The following is a 14,479-nucleotide window of genomic DNA, read 5'->3' on the forward strand; positions in this document are numbered from 1 at the left end:
CTGATTCATTCGAACTAAAAAGTAGTTGCACTAGCATTAAACTATAATAAAAAGCATCTCTTATGGATACTGAATGCCAATTGGCAAAGTATGAACACGAGATGCTTTTTTGTGCTAAGTGTCTTTACTTACGTCGTTCCAATGCAATAGTTCCAAATCCCGATATAATTGCTATATAAAATCCAAGGTTATACGTAAACCCTGTATTGTATACTTGATAAATACTTAACTCGGGATTAAAAAAAGATAAAATTAAAGAAAATGGTGCGATCCAACCATGCCATAGTCCGCTAAAAAAACCAGCAGGATTTACTTCAGTTGCCACGTTATTGGGTACGCATCCTGTGAGTAAAATAAGACTAAAAAGGACTAGTAAGCCAATTCGAATTTTTTTCATAAATGAACTCCTTTCTTTAATAATAGCATAGATAATAGAGGTCTGTTGTTTATTCCTCGTCGCCAGTATTGTGATTCGTTCAATTTTTAAATTCAACGATGTGACAGAACTAATTAATGCCGTGAATCTTAGTGATTACCCAGTGTGTTCTGCATTCATTAAATAATGAGCATAAAATATCATTGAACAAAGCCACGACACCATGAAGTACTTTAATTTCTAACGATAATTTTTAAAATCTCAAAATGAATTGACCATAGTGGTAACTTAAAGGAAGATATTGTCCTCGTTAACAATTTTTCATGATATATGTCGAAAGTTATGATATGGTTAGTATTATAGAAAGAAATCAAAATGGGGGTTTTGATATGAAAAAATCATTTAAGATTTTGAATAGTTTTCTTGTATTAGTTCTATTGTTCGGTCTGTTATCCATTCATACAGTTTCGGCACAAGAAAGTTTAACACAACAAGAAATATTTGAAGCAATTGTAAAAAAGGCCAATGGCTTCGATCCGAATGAAGATATGGTTCTGGAACAAGAACATTACGATGCTGCAGAACGAGTCTCAACAATGCTGGAGTATCCAATGAATGGCTGGAATAATCCATCTGAGTTGGTATACTTGAACGACTTAAGTTATCTTGAAAAACTTACGAATATGAAGGAATTAAGCATTCATGTTCCAACAGTAATTGATGCATTTGAATATGATGTCAATTATTTAAATACACTCCCTTACGAACGTTTAACATTAGGTACACGTATCGGCTACAGTATAAATGATTCAGAAATAGTCAACATTCAGAAGAATCAAGTAAAATTACTCGAAATGCTTGATCGTCCTGACAAAGTTGAAGTTAGGGTTGCGAAATTTGGTGTCCTTGATAATGACTTTTTACTTGGTCTCGATTTGAAACCAAGCATTGCACTGCTCACTACAATTGACGAAGAAGCGAATATGCGAGATTTAGCACTCGATTTTGCATTTAGTCATGAAGCGAATGGCGTTCGCTATTATAAGACACATGTTGCGAACCCTTTCGCTACAACACTGACACTGGACGAATCAGCACATGTTATTTCTGATCAAACGCGCACAAATTCTGAATGGGACTTATTGATTTTTGACCAAGACAGTCTGCGTCCTATATTTTATGATGTCAGTGGAAATGTTGTCGCAGGTCAAGACGAGTATTGGTCTTATCTAGGGAAAGCTGTAGATTCCATGGACGTATTCTTCACCGAGGATGAACTCAATGAAATCATTTCAAGATTTGTTGATTATTTATCCTATTTAGGAAGTCAAATCACAAATAATTACGAATTTTTATATGAAACTGATGCTTTACTTGTTGGCGAAACTGACCCAGCTGTCATCGAAGATTTGAATGAAACAATTGCATTTGCTAAAGAATTAATTGCAGAACTAGAACAAGAACTACTTCAATTGAAGACAGAGGGTACGTCTAGTGAAACAAAAGTTGTTGACTTTGCGATTATGCAAAAAGGTGTTGATGCTACTCAAGAACATTTCTTTGAAACCAGTCAAAGATTCTTTGGTAACTTGAGAATTACGGACGATGTTTATCAAACATATACCGTCACATTTGACTCAAATGGTGGTACTCGTATCCCACAATTACGTGAAATTAAAACAAATAGTAAAATTGCCGAACCAGTAACTCCAACGAAAGGTTCGATTGCATTTGAAGGTTTGTTCAAAGAGGCATCTTTAACTACTCCATGGGATTTTGATACCGATGTGGTAACTGAGGATATCACTTTGTATGCAAAATGGGACGAGATTATTCACGATGTACACTTTGATTCTAAAGGTGGTACCGCAATTGATTCACAGCGTATAGTCGACCAAGAACTTGTCGTAAAACCATCAGATCCAACATATCTTGGACATACCTTTGAGGGATGGTATCTGGATCAATCCTATACAACACAATATGATTTCACATCACCAGTGTCCAATGGCTTAACACTTTACGCGAAATGGAATAAAATTCCTGTAAATTACACGGTCACCTTTGATAGCAGGGGCGGATGCTTGGTGGACGCCCAGTCAGTATTGGCGGGTACAACTGCATCCGTTCCGAATGATCCTACACAAAGTGGATACACGTTTGGCGGGTGGTATAGTGATGAAGCGTATGCTTTAAGCTATGATTTTACGACGCCTGTTAATGATAATTTAACTCTATTTGCCAAATGGGATAAGGCTACTGTATCCCACATTGTTTCTTTCGAAAGCAATGGCGGTAGCTCTGTAGATGATCAAACGGTACTAGAAAATACTAAGGCAGTTGAACCATTGACACCGACTCGTGATGGATTCACATTTAAAGGGTGGTATCGAGATACAACTTTCGAAAATATGTACAATTTTAATCAACTCGTAACTGAAGATTTAACACTGTATGCAAAATGGAGTCAAGACGCGATTAATCCAATTGACCCTGTAGATCCAATTGATCCAGTAAAACCAATTGATCCAGTAAAACCAATTGATCCAGTAAAACCAATTGATCCAGTACAGCCAATAGATCCCGTACAACCTGAGCCAACGCTACCTGAAACTGGAGTAGGTAATATGCTGAATAATTTTGGTATGTTCCTCATAGGATTTGGGATTTTAAGTGCTTTTGTAGGTTATTATAATAAACGAAAAACTGTTTAGTGGTTTTAAAACACAAAGAGCTCCGCAATTGATCACGTGCAGAGCTCTTTTTCTTTGCTGAAAGTTAACAGAAATTCTAAATACCATGAAACTTTAGGACAAGCTTACGAGTTAAAGTAAGCATCATGATATACTATAGTTAATCTAATATATGTAATTAAGAAAGAGGTGATTGTATGGTCTTTTTGAAGTCATTTCAGCTTTTGAATGCTATTGGTGAGCACAAAGTATACGAATCAGAAACTAAGAATATTTATGCAACTCGGTACCCATTAGGAATTTTTCCTCTAAAACAACTCGAGACGTTGTCTTTTGCACCAATCACAATTTTCTATGGGAATAACGGCTCAGGAAAAAGTACGGTTTTGAACATTATTGCCCAAAAGTGTCATGCAAAACGAATTACACCTTTAAATAAAGGTATATTCTTTGATAATTACATTGAGAGATGTCAATTTGAACTTCATGATGAAGGCCTTCAAGAGATAAAAGTAATCACAAGTGACGATATTTTTGATTATCTTCTGAACATTAGGGCCATCAATACAGGCGTAGATCGTCAAAAGGAACTTCTGATTCAACAATATCTTGATGCAAAATACGACACTCGAAATATCAATCAGCTTGATACATATGACAGTTTAAAAGAGAAAGTTGATGCACGCAGTAAAACAATGTCACGTTATGTCCGCGAGAAACTTATGACAAATACGATTCAAGAACAATCTAATGGCGAGTCAGCCCTAATGTTTTGGGAAAAAGAGATAACTGAGAACGCAGTGTATATTTTAGATGAGCCCGAAAATAGTTTATCCGCGAGTAATCAGAAGAAACTTTGTAAGTTTATTGAGGAATCAGCACGCTTTTACAACTGTCAGTTTATCTTATCAACGCATTCCCCATTCTTATTAAGTTTGAAGGGTGCCATGATTTATGATTTGGATGATGTACCGGTACGCGTGAAAAGATGGACCGAATTAGAGAATATTCAGGAATACTATCAGTTGTTTAAGGATCATAACTCTGATTTTTAAATACGCTCAAATTTTTAAAACACCAGACTCGAAATAGATGATCCGTCTGGAGTCAGATTTAAATTTGGAAGGAAGCTTCGAAGCTTCCTTTTTTATTACAACAAATTTGATGCTACTAATGCATACATTACGGTTAGAAAATTTATATAGTGTCTGATTTGACAGAAGGCTTAATTCATATTATATTATAAAGGAACGTTCATTCCAGAACAGAGGTGATTATGGCGAGACCAAAAGAATTCTCACGCAGTGAGGCTATTGAGAAGGCAATGTTAGCTTTTTGGCAGTATGGCTATTCTCAAACTAGTATGCAAATTTTGACAGATGCAATGTCAATGAGTCGCTCCAGTATATATAGTGAATTTGAAAGTAAGGAGGCATTGTTTACTTTAGCGATTGACCGGTATGCTGAGAAAAAAATGACAAAACGTAATACTGATCTTGAACATTTAAAGGGATCGGGGCGCGATCGAATTCAAGCGGTCTTTGATATATTGATTGACGATTTACATAATCAATCATTGCCTGATGGATGTATGCTTACAGATACTTTGAGTGAAATTCCTGAAATCGATAAAAGTATTGCTGATTTTATATCACGAAATTTCAGTGAGATTCAAGGCATGTACCAAGATCTAATCAGACTTGGTAAGACGGATGGGAGCATTCAATCAACCATTCCGGATGAACAGTTGGCACGAATGGTGTTTAATCTTCATGAAAGTACAATCATTCTGAGTACAATAAACTTTGATGGTTCGTCTCAAAAACAAGTAGTCCGAGATTTTCTGCAACTCATTGCATAATACATCTGAAAAAACAGGGGATAGAGTCCCATCGAGGAGATAATAATGACAAAAAGAATCGCAATTAATGGTTTTGGCCGCATAGGTCGTATAACATTGCGTCGTATATTAAGCGATGCACCAGATATGGAAGTTGTCGCAATTAATGATTTAACAGAACCAAAAGTACTCGCACATCTATTCCGTTTTGACACTGCGTTTGGCCAATTTGACGGCACAGTCGAAGCTACTGAAAATGGTATTATCGTTAATGATAAATTTATCAAAGTTTATTCCGAACGTGACGCACATAACCTTCCATGGGGTGAAGAAAACATAGATGTTGTTATAGAATCAACTGGATTTTATACATCGGAAGCTAAATCGCAAGCACACATTGATGCTGGTGCCAAGAAGGTTATTATTTCAGGTCCAGCAGGACCGATTAAAACGATTGTCTTTAATGTGAATGATGAAATTTTAAATGCAGATGATCGCATTATCTCGGTAGCATCATGCACCACAAACGGCCTCGCGCCAATGGCTAAAGCATTGAATGATGCCTTTGGTCTAGAAGTCGGAACGATGACAACAGTCCATGCATATACGGGGAATCAAGCAATGGTTGATGGACCTAAAGGTGATAATCTTCGTGGAGCTCGTGCTGCTGCGGCAAATATCGTTCCGTACACCACAGGTGCTGCGAAGGCGATTGGATTAGTGCTTCCAGAACTAAATGGAAAACTTCAAGGTCATTCACATCGTGTACCAGTAATCGACGGTTCAGTTGTCGAATTAGTAAGTATCTTAAGCACAAAAGTAACTGATGAAATGGTGAACAACGTTATGGTTAAAGCAACTGATAATAATCCATCTTTTGGTTATACTGACCTCGAAATTGTGTCGAGTGATATCATTGGAACACCATTCGGATCAATCTTTGATGCAACACAAACTGAAGTTACAACTGTTGGAGACTACCAGTTAGTCAAAACAGTTGCGTGGTACGATAATGAATTTGGATTTGTAACACAACTCGTGCGCACATTACTTAAATTTGCAGCATTATAACTCAAAATTCGAATCGTATTAGGACCATCACAATTGAACTCTTGGAGTCGAGTATGTAAGCGACATACCGATATCCAAGAGTTTTTTACGTTCATAAACTTGAAAATACCCCTCGACAATACGAATTCAGTTTTTAAGCTTAGTGAATAACTTATCATTGCAAGAAATGACTAAAAATTTGTGCCATTTAAGCATGAAGCATTTGTTAATATTCCAATTCTAATAAACCTGACATTAGGACAAAATATCATAATAAAATGCAAAAATGAGAACGCATTTTTGCACACTTAGAGTGGTATTCTTAAAGTAGGTTAAATCGAAGCGAAAAACACTAAGAAAGAAGGACCATCATTTTAAAATACATGTGTCGAATATTTAATTTGATTGATGTGCGATGTATTTTAGAGATGCCCCAACTTCTTCGTAGTACAACTCGATTAACGCTGTAGATACAGAAAAAGTACTGATGACACGCTATCCCGTAACGTATCATTCATTTTCGAGTTTCTGTATAAATAGAGGGGGAAATACAATGAATAAAAAGATTAAAGGAAGCTTAGTCGGCTTACTAACAGTAGTCATTGTCGGTTCTACAGTGCCAACATCAATCTTTGCTTTGGAAAATACCAACGAAGATTCGTTGAATACTGTTGAAACTCGTGTCGATTCTAATGTAGATGCACTAGAAGAAACTACAAAAGTGGACACAAAAGACGCATCCGAAAAAGATGCTATCAAAGAAACTGAATTAGCAGAGCCAGTGATTGAAAAAACTATGGAAACCGAACTGAATGAAGACAAGACATTAGATTTAGATAACTCAGTTCGCGTCAATGCCCAACCAGCAGCTGCGGCACTTGATGAGAATGAAATTGTTAATTTTCCAGATCCAGTCGTTTATAATCGCTTATTGTTACATTTTGCAAAACCTGCAGGATATCAATTTACAAAGAAAGATTTAAAGCAAGTTCGATACATTGATTTTCAAGGTAGCTCCACTGAATTTGATCATGTGACAACACTTTCTGGTTTAGAATATGCAACAAATCTAGAAAATTTAGGATTCACATATGTGACGATGTCAGAATCACTTTTACAAGAAATTGGTACACTTTCGTCATTAAAATCTTTAAACTTTAATTCAGTATTTTTCAAAGGTACAGATGCATCATACAATTATGGTGGAAACACTCCTGTATCAATTCAAAACGATGTAGATTTTTCACCACTAGGAAATCTCTCGAATCTTGAAACTCTTTTTGTTAACTCTGTTAATTCAGAAATGACAGCAAATTACCAAATTAAAGCGCGCGGACGTTTCAATTTTGAAGGTTTAAAAAATCTCACAAACTTGAAAAAATTAGATATTGCAGTCGTTGATGACATGCATGATAATAGTGCTGCATGGTTATCTGGATTAGTTAATCTTGAAACATTATCCTTTACCGGATCGTCACTGAACAGCGTTGAAGGCATTAAGGATTTACCTAAACTTACAAGCGTGAACTTAACAGGTAATAAGATTACAGATTTCACGGCTGTAGGGGGAAAACCTTATCTAAGAGCTACACAAACAAGAACTGCAGTCGCAGACACCGTATATTTGGAAACAATTGATGGAAGAGACAACGTGGTCACTTTGGATCATATTGTTAAAGGTGCAAACATTGTAAAAAATGATGTACTAACATACTCCGGTTTTACGAATTTCTTACCAATCAGTAAAGAAGACACAACGTCAGGTTCGAAAATGCTCTTGCAGATGACCTCATCTCTAAATATCTCACGTTATAACTACGTTACTGGTGAGAATGATATCAAAACTCGTGGAATTCTTATTGGTCAAACATTAACAGATCAAAATGGAATTAAACTGACTATTCAAACGATTGTTCCTATCGGAATCCAAGTAACATACGATGAAAATTATGATCAAGGAGCAGTAACAACAGTTGGTTATGATCCTTATACACCAATCGAAAACCGTACACCAGTACGCGCTGGCTATACATTTGAAGGCTGATTCGTTGATCAAGATACACAAACACCATTTGATTTTGACGCTACAATTCTCGAAAATGTAACACTGTATGCAAAATGGGAAAAAGAACCGATTAAATTATACGATGTAACATTTGATAGTAACGGTGGTTCAACAGTTACTTCTCAAACGGGTCTTGTTGCTGGATCAAGTATTACTAAACCAGCAAATCCAACAAAAGATGGATTTACATTTGAAGGCTGGTATGCTGATGAAGCACTCACAACACTGTGGAACTTTGAAGCAGATACTATTACAGGTCATACAACACTTTATGCTAAATGGAGTGCAATTCCAGTCGCAACATACACTGTAACATTTGAAACAAATGGCGGTACGAAAGTATCACCACAACTTAACCTATTAAGTGGTGCTAAAGTAATTGCTCCTAAAATTCCATCAAAATTAGGAAACATCTTTGGTGGATGGTATAAAGATGCAACGCTTCAAACACCTTGGAATTTTGATGTCGATACAATTTCAGAATCCATTACATTATATGCAAAATGGAACTTAGCACCTGTTGCTAAATTTGAAGTAACTTTTGATAGTAACGGTGGTTCAGCAGTTGCTACACAAAGTGGGCTAACGGCTGGTTCGAAGGTTGTCATGCCGGAAAACCCAACAAAACAAGGATTTGTTTTTGATGGCTGGTTTATGGATACATTATTTGTAACTCCTTGGAATTTCGCCCAAGACACAATCAGTGCATCAATGACATTATATGCAAAATGGCGTGTCGCTCCGGTTACGACATTCGAAGTAACATTTGATAGTAATGGTGGATCAGCAGTTGCTTCACAACGTGATTTAGCAGCAGGGTCAAAAGTTACAAAACCTGCGGATCCTACAAAAAAAGGATTCAAATTCGCTGGTTGGTATCGTGATGAAAGTCTCACAACAGCCTGGAATTTTGATTCAAATACTGTAAATGAGTCCCTAACACTTTATGCAAAATGGGATAAAGATAGTAAAGAAGTACTTCCAGAAACAGGAATGTATACACAATCTATGATTGGTCTTGCCCTTGCAATTGTTGCAATTGGCGGAATGATGATTGTCTATAGCAAGAAAAAAGAAACTGAGTAAGATTTCATTTATTGAGTCGAATCAATTCTCAAAAACCCAGACTGTAATAATTGACAGTTTGGGTTTTTATATGCTTTTGATGTATGTTGGCCATTAGAATACTTAATGGTACAATTAACTCAAAAGAATGATTGATTCAATTTCATGAAGGAGATTAACAATGATTGGGAAAAACGCACACAAAGCATTGTTATTAGGCATCGGATTTGAACTTTTTGCAATTTATCTTGGACAGATCAATACTGGAGCAGCATCCTGGATTGGATTTTTCTTTGCAATAGCAGGCTTGTTATGTTTTTATATAGGCGTATTTTCACCTGATTAACTTCACTTATGATTCAAAGAATAGATACAACTATAAAATTGGGTATCGAGTAGTAGACATGCGCTGATTACTCAAGTATGATTTTGATAGAGTATACAGCTGTTAAAAATCGTAAGTGTAAACGAGGAGGATGAAATGAAACGACGTTATAAAGCACTTTTAATAGTTTTAACTTGTCTTGGTGTAATTGCAACAATGGGAATAATTGATTATAAACGCATCGGATATGATAAGGATACAGATAATGGGTTTTCCGAACCTATTTTTGCGATTCGAGTAGGAGATGCAGGTGGTGGATTCACGGATGAGTATCGAGGCCTACTCTATTGGATCCGTGTTGGTACTGATGGTAAGGAAGAACCACTTGAAGGCTTTGTATACAAGTGTATTGATTTTTTTCCGGTATCGTTGATACCTACAATGCGTGAGAATTTTTGCAGTAAAGGATAATTTGACCGACGTGACAATAAGATGGGAGAGGGATATGTATGTTTCGATTAGCAACTAATGACGATGTTCCACATTTACAACGGCTATTAACCAAAGCGTGGAAAGTAACCTATGCGGAGTTGTATCCAGAAGAATACATCAATCGCGTCATTTCTGAATTCTATAATTATGATAGGTTGATGCACGAAACAAGCACCAATTCGAAGGAATGGTCCGGTTATTATGTAATTGAAGTTGATAAAGAGATAATTGGTTGCATTGGTGGTGGTGTGGTGGACGACCAGACTGGAGAAATCTATGTACTCTATATTGATCCAGATCAGAAACGTAAGGGCTATGGAAGCGAACTTGTTCACGAATTTACGCGTAAACAAATAGAAAACTATAACATCAAAATACAGAATGTCGCAGTTACAGAAGGAAACGAAATGGGAATTCCGTTTTATGAGAAGATTGGATTTAAAGCTAAAACCATCAAGGAACTGTATTTTAATGATGGAAGCGTTCAATCAAAATCAATCGTAATGCAAAGAGCTGTGTCATAAGAGTAGAATGTTTCGATTGTGATTTTCAAATCAACATGATTTCTCTAGAGTAATCAATTATAATAGAGGTAGAAAATGGGTGGGGACAATGAAAAAAATAGTAAGTACTTTATTCTGTATCTTCGTAATTACAGGATGTACACAGCAATCCAATCAAGTAATAACAACGTGTACGGACACGAGTAATCCAGAATTTACGCAAGAACTGGTGTATATTAGAGATAAAACTGGAAGCATGGAAGGATATAAAGCAGCCATAGGCATGAAGTTTGAATCGAAAAAAGATCTTGATGCTGCCGTAGATAGAGCAAAAGAAAGTGAAGGGAAATATAATCAATATCCATGGATTGATTTCTCATACACAGCTGAGAACAATATACTAACAACCAAAATTGTGTATGATTTCAAATCAGTAACACCACAGGAAGTTAAAGATGCTGGATTTACTGGCTTTATTGATGGTGATAAATTTTCAAATATTATTAATGATAAGGAAGTAGAAAATATTAAATTGCGTGGAGCTGGATTTGTTTGTGTTGAAAAATAATGACAGCATTTAATCAAAGAGAAATCGAGAGCGAGTTATCTCGATTTTTTTTCGGGAATTGAAAAGTAGCTAATGATTAGCATTATATAATGTCAAATATACTTGACACAGTTACATGCGCATATGTATAATATATTTGACATATGGGAGGTCATGATATCAAAAACTCAAAAATAAAAGCGTTAAGAAAAGCTAAAAACTTATCTCAGATTGATGTTGCGAATGCGGTGGGTGTATCACGTCAAACGATTATCAGTGTCGAAAATGGCAACTATAATCCAACGCTTGATCTTTGTATTCGTATTTGCAAACTGTTGGACGTGACCTTAAATGATTTATTTTGGGAAGAGGGGTAATTGAAGTGTTTTCAGAAAAAATGGATGAGCGAATGATAATGATTCGTGGAAAAGGATTGTTGTATGGTTTTTTTGTAATGATTGGACTCATAGTTCTTAAAAATTTGGCTGTTGATCTATTCGGGCTATCCCTTGAATCAGCAACACGAACAGATTTTGTTATTATCTATATAGCTTTATTTACAGTTGTTGGTTATATGTTGTTGCACGATGGTGTTGCAGATACTTACATCGAACGCGTTCGCTATATATTTCTTGCTCTTAGCCTGCTGTTCGTTAGCATGATATTGATAGTGATTGTTCAAGGAGAAACAATTGGATTTATGCCACTCTTTACGAATTCAATGGGTTTGATTGTTCAGGCAATTGTAACGGTCGTATTTACCATTCTTGTCTTTAGAAAGTATGCTTCACTAAGAAATATTGAAGATATTTAAGAGTTATTAACGATGCTTTAATCAAGCGTCGTTTTTTTATAAGGCGCGTATAAATATTTTCCTAAGTCAATATGCATATCCTTAGTGTGCGAACGAATCTTAAAATGATAAAATAGAAATAACAAGGAAAGAGAGAGCAAATATGGATAATTTGATCGAAGCGTCATTAGCGTTGCATAGCAAACTTAAAGGAAAAATTAGTGTTGAGAATAAGATGGACGTTACATCTCTTGATGATTTAAGTCTCTTATATTCCCCAGGGGTGGCACAACCGTGTCTAAAAATTAAAGAGCATAAAGAAGCAGTCTATGATTATACATGGAAAGGCAATACGGTTGCGGTTGTCAGTAATGGAAGTGCAGTTTTAGGTCTTGGTGATATCGGTCCCGAAGCGGGATTACCCGTTATGGAAGGGAAAGCGATGTTATTCAAAGCGTTCTCAGGTTTAAACGCTGTTCCACTCGTAATTGATGTCAATAACCCCGATGAAATCATTGCTTTCTGTAAAATGATTGCTCCAACTTTTGGAGGTATTAACTTAGAGGATATCAAAGCACCAGAGTGTGTTTATATCGAACAAACTTTGAAAAATGAACTTGATATTCCTGTATTTCATGATGATCAACATGGTACAGCAATTGTAGTGATTGCAGGTTTAATCAATGCATGTCGACTCGTTCAAAAAGATCTTAAAGATGCGAAAGTTGTAGTTGCAGGAACGGGTGCTGCAGGAAGTTCAATCATTCGGATGCTTCATGTCTATGGTGTAACCAATATTTACGCCATCAACAATCTTGGTGTTGTCGATAAGACAAAACGCGAGTCCTATGATTTTGTCGTTCAAGAATTGTGTGACTATCTTGCTGATGTTCAAGACGAAGCTACATTATCAGATGTGATACAGGATGCAGATATCTTTATTGGCGTATCACTTGCAAATTTACTTTCGAAAGAAAATGTTGCACAGATGAACTCTGATGCAATTGTCTTTGCGCTTGCAAATCCTAATCCCGAAATTTCATATCCAGATGCAAAAGCAGCGGGAGCTCGCATCGTCGGAACGGGACGTTCAGATTACCCAAACCAAATCAATAATGTGCTTGCATTCCCTGGTATTTTCAAAGGGGCTTTGGATGTTCGGGCACGGCAAATTAGCGAGGCAATGAAGATTGCAGCTGCCGAAGGTATTGCTTCCTTGGTTGAAGATCATGAACTAACAGAAGAGTATATTATACCAACAGTTTTGGATCCGCGTGTTGTAGGCGTTGTCGCACAAGCTGTTGCTGATAAAGCCGTTGAAACAGGATTGGCTAAGGAGGACTAAATGTCAACAATCAATGATATTTATGGGAGTGTTGAAATTCCAAGTGATGTGTATTGGGGTGCAAATACACAACGGAGTCTTGTGAATTTTCCGATTGGTGAAGAAACAATGCCGCAACCTCTTATCGAAGCACTTATTGTGGTAAAAAAAGCGTGTGCAGCGGTTAATAAATCACATCACAAACTTGATGTTGAAATTGCTGATGCGATAATAATGGCTTGTGATACGCTTCTCGATGGGGATTACGATAACCAATTTCCACTCTCCGTTTGGCAGACCGGAAGTGGTACACAAACGAATATGAACGTAAATGAAGTGATTGCGAATCTAGCCAATGAGCGTTTAGGAGAAACTAAAGTTCATCCCAATGATCATGTTAACTATGGTCAAAGCTCCAACGATGTGTTTCCAACAGCGATGCATGTGAGTGCTGTCTTGGCGATTAAAAATTACTTGGAACCGAGTTTAAACAGAATCATCGATACTTTTACAGCTTTAGGGAATACCTACGGTACAATTATTAAAACAGGAAGAACACACCTTCAAGATGCAACTCCGATTTCGTTTGGTCAAGAGTTAAGTGGTTGGCAATACATGTTCATCGAAGGAAGACGTCAAACAGATGATGCATTAAAATACTTACGAACGTTGCCTATTGGTGCAACAGCTGTAGGAACGGGTCTAAATGCTTATGAAGGTTTTGATATCGCAGTCTGTGACATGTTGAATCGTTATCTAAACGAATCATTCAAAGCAACAGAGAACAAATTCCATGGAATAAGTTCAAAAGATAGTTTTGTCTTCAGTCACGGGGTCCTAAATACAATTGCAAGTAATGCAATGAAAATGGCCAATGATATCCGTTTCCTTGCGAGTGGTCCACGGTGTGGGTTGGGGGAGATTAACTTACCCGCTAACGAAGCAGGCAGTTCAATTATGCCTGGAAAAGTGAACCCAACCCAAAGTGAAGCATTGATCATGGCAACAATTCAAGTTATGAGTAATCAACATGCCGTGACCATGGGTTCGGCGATGGGCAATTTTGAATTGAATGCGTGCATGCCATTGATAATCTATAATACACTACAGTCGACACGTCTACTTGCGGATGCACTTCAATCGTTTAATGATCGTTGTTTGTCCGGAATTACTGTAAATGAGAATAAAATGAATACAAATCTTGAGACATCACTGATGACTGCCACATTCTTGAATCGTAAATTTGGCTATGATGAAACAGCTACTATCGTGAAAGAAGCACATCAAAAGAGTTTGAGTATTCGGGATGTTGTGATAGCACGTGGATTGATGGGTAAAGAAGCGTTTGATGAATTTTTTGACTATGAGAAGATGATAAAACCAGATTAGATGTAAGGAGGGATAAT

15 protein-coding genes are annotated in these 14,479 nt (G+C 36.7%); 14 read left to right on the forward strand and 1 reads right to left on the reverse strand.

What is annotated here, in order from left to right; translation table 11 throughout:
* Positions 1-124: 124 nt before the first annotated feature.
* The gene (locus GVV19_RS07990; RefSeq protein WP_159646914.1) at positions 125-397 is read right to left on the reverse strand and encodes a hypothetical protein; all 273 of its coding nucleotides are present in this window, start codon (positions 395-397) and stop codon (positions 125-127) included.
* 368 nt (positions 398-765) lie between these two features.
* On the opposite strand from GVV19_RS07990, the gene GVV19_RS10870 reads away from it, so the two are divergent.
* The 14 genes from GVV19_RS10870 (at position 766) to GVV19_RS08070 (ending at position 14,462) form a co-directional block, all read left to right on the forward strand.
* Positions 766-3,090, forward strand: coding sequence for an InlB B-repeat-containing protein (locus tag GVV19_RS10870; RefSeq protein WP_159646916.1), 2,325 nt, complete (start codon positions 766-768; stop codon positions 3,088-3,090).
* A 176-nt stretch (positions 3,091-3,266) separates the two neighbouring features.
* Entirely contained in the window at positions 3,267-4,124 is an 858-nt protein-coding gene (locus GVV19_RS08000) for an AAA family ATPase (protein ID WP_159646918.1), read from the forward strand.
* Between the two features lie 221 nt (positions 4,125-4,345).
* The gene (locus GVV19_RS08005; protein WP_159646920.1) at positions 4,346-4,930 is read left to right on the forward strand and encodes a TetR/AcrR family transcriptional regulator; all 585 of its coding nucleotides are present in this window, start codon (positions 4,346-4,348) and stop codon (positions 4,928-4,930) included.
* A 45-nt stretch (positions 4,931-4,975) separates the two neighbouring features.
* A complete protein-coding gene (gap, locus tag GVV19_RS08010) occupies positions 4,976-5,980 on the forward strand; it encodes a type I glyceraldehyde-3-phosphate dehydrogenase (protein WP_159640346.1) in 1,005 nt (334 codons plus the stop codon).
* Between the two features lie 532 nt (positions 5,981-6,512).
* The gene (locus GVV19_RS08015; protein WP_159646922.1) at positions 6,513-8,003 is read left to right on the forward strand and encodes a leucine-rich repeat domain-containing protein; all 1,491 of its coding nucleotides are present in this window, start codon (positions 6,513-6,515) and stop codon (positions 8,001-8,003) included.
* A 90-nt stretch (positions 8,004-8,093) separates the two neighbouring features.
* Positions 8,094-9,110: an InlB B-repeat-containing protein gene (locus tag GVV19_RS10955; protein WP_407926021.1), complete on the forward strand. Its 1,017-nt coding sequence runs from the start codon at positions 8,094-8,096 to the stop codon at positions 9,108-9,110.
* A 160-nt stretch (positions 9,111-9,270) separates the two neighbouring features.
* A complete protein-coding gene (locus tag GVV19_RS08035; protein ID WP_159640352.1) occupies positions 9,271-9,435 on the forward strand; it encodes a hypothetical protein in 165 nt (54 codons plus the stop codon).
* A 135-nt stretch (positions 9,436-9,570) separates the two neighbouring features.
* The gene (locus GVV19_RS08040) at positions 9,571-9,885 is read left to right on the forward strand and encodes a hypothetical protein (RefSeq protein WP_159646929.1); all 315 of its coding nucleotides are present in this window, start codon (positions 9,571-9,573) and stop codon (positions 9,883-9,885) included.
* 38 nt (positions 9,886-9,923) lie between these two features.
* Positions 9,924-10,430, forward strand: a complete 507-nt coding sequence (locus GVV19_RS08045) for a GNAT family N-acetyltransferase (protein WP_159646931.1) — start codon at positions 9,924-9,926, stop codon at positions 10,428-10,430.
* 88 nt (positions 10,431-10,518) lie between these two features.
* Complete coding sequence (locus GVV19_RS08050; protein ID WP_159646933.1) at positions 10,519-10,977, forward strand: hypothetical protein; 459 nt, start codon at positions 10,519-10,521, stop codon at positions 10,975-10,977.
* Between the two features lie 143 nt (positions 10,978-11,120).
* The gene (locus GVV19_RS08055; RefSeq protein ID WP_201288205.1) at positions 11,121-11,333 is read left to right on the forward strand and encodes a helix-turn-helix transcriptional regulator; all 213 of its coding nucleotides are present in this window, start codon (positions 11,121-11,123) and stop codon (positions 11,331-11,333) included.
* Positions 11,334-11,338: 5 nt separating this feature from the next.
* On the forward strand, positions 11,339-11,770 hold the full coding sequence (locus GVV19_RS08060; RefSeq protein WP_159640364.1) for a hypothetical protein: 432 nt from the start codon (positions 11,339-11,341) through the stop codon (positions 11,768-11,770).
* 142 nt (positions 11,771-11,912) lie between these two features.
* Positions 11,913-13,094 (forward strand): NAD(P)-dependent malic enzyme, encoded by a 1,182-nt coding sequence (locus tag GVV19_RS08065; protein ID WP_159646935.1) that lies wholly within the window; start codon positions 11,913-11,915, stop codon positions 13,092-13,094.
* Positions 13,095-14,462, forward strand: coding sequence for a class II fumarate hydratase (locus tag GVV19_RS08070; RefSeq protein ID WP_159646937.1), 1,368 nt, complete (start codon positions 13,095-13,097; stop codon positions 14,460-14,462).
* Positions 14,463-14,479 lie beyond the last annotated feature (17 nt).

The organism is Erysipelothrix anatis (genome assembly GCF_009828745.1).
GTDB classification, from domain to species: Bacteria; Bacillota_I; Bacilli_A; order Erysipelotrichales; family Erysipelotrichaceae; genus Erysipelothrix; species Erysipelothrix anatis.

Coding starts and splice junctions, on each gene's coding strand:
- gap (WP_159640346.1), top strand. CDS start 4,976: ATGACAAAAAGAATCGCAATTAATGGTTTTGGCCGCATAGGTCGTATA.
- GVV19_RS08070 (WP_159646937.1), top strand. CDS start 13,095: ATGTCAACAATCAATGATATTTATGGGAGTGTTGAAATTCCAAGTGAT.
- GVV19_RS08035 (WP_159640352.1), top strand. CDS start 9,271: ATGATTGGGAAAAACGCACACAAAGCATTGTTATTAGGCATCGGATTT.
- GVV19_RS07990 (WP_159646914.1), bottom strand. CDS start 397: ATGAAAAAAATTCGAATTGGCTTACTAGTCCTTTTTAGTCTTATTTTA.
- GVV19_RS08065 (WP_159646935.1), top strand. CDS start 11,913: ATGGATAATTTGATCGAAGCGTCATTAGCGTTGCATAGCAAACTTAAA.
- GVV19_RS08055 (WP_201288205.1), top strand. CDS start 11,121: ATGGGAGGTCATGATATCAAAAACTCAAAAATAAAAGCGTTAAGAAAA.
- GVV19_RS10870 (WP_159646916.1), top strand. CDS start 766: ATGAAAAAATCATTTAAGATTTTGAATAGTTTTCTTGTATTAGTTCTA.
- GVV19_RS08005 (WP_159646920.1), top strand. CDS start 4,346: ATGGCGAGACCAAAAGAATTCTCACGCAGTGAGGCTATTGAGAAGGCA.
- GVV19_RS08000 (WP_159646918.1), top strand. CDS start 3,267: ATGGTCTTTTTGAAGTCATTTCAGCTTTTGAATGCTATTGGTGAGCAC.
- GVV19_RS08045 (WP_159646931.1), top strand. CDS start 9,924: ATGTTTCGATTAGCAACTAATGACGATGTTCCACATTTACAACGGCTA.
- GVV19_RS08040 (WP_159646929.1), top strand. CDS start 9,571: ATGAAACGACGTTATAAAGCACTTTTAATAGTTTTAACTTGTCTTGGT.
- GVV19_RS08050 (WP_159646933.1), top strand. CDS start 10,519: ATGAAAAAAATAGTAAGTACTTTATTCTGTATCTTCGTAATTACAGGA.
- GVV19_RS08015 (WP_159646922.1), top strand. CDS start 6,513: ATGAATAAAAAGATTAAAGGAAGCTTAGTCGGCTTACTAACAGTAGTC.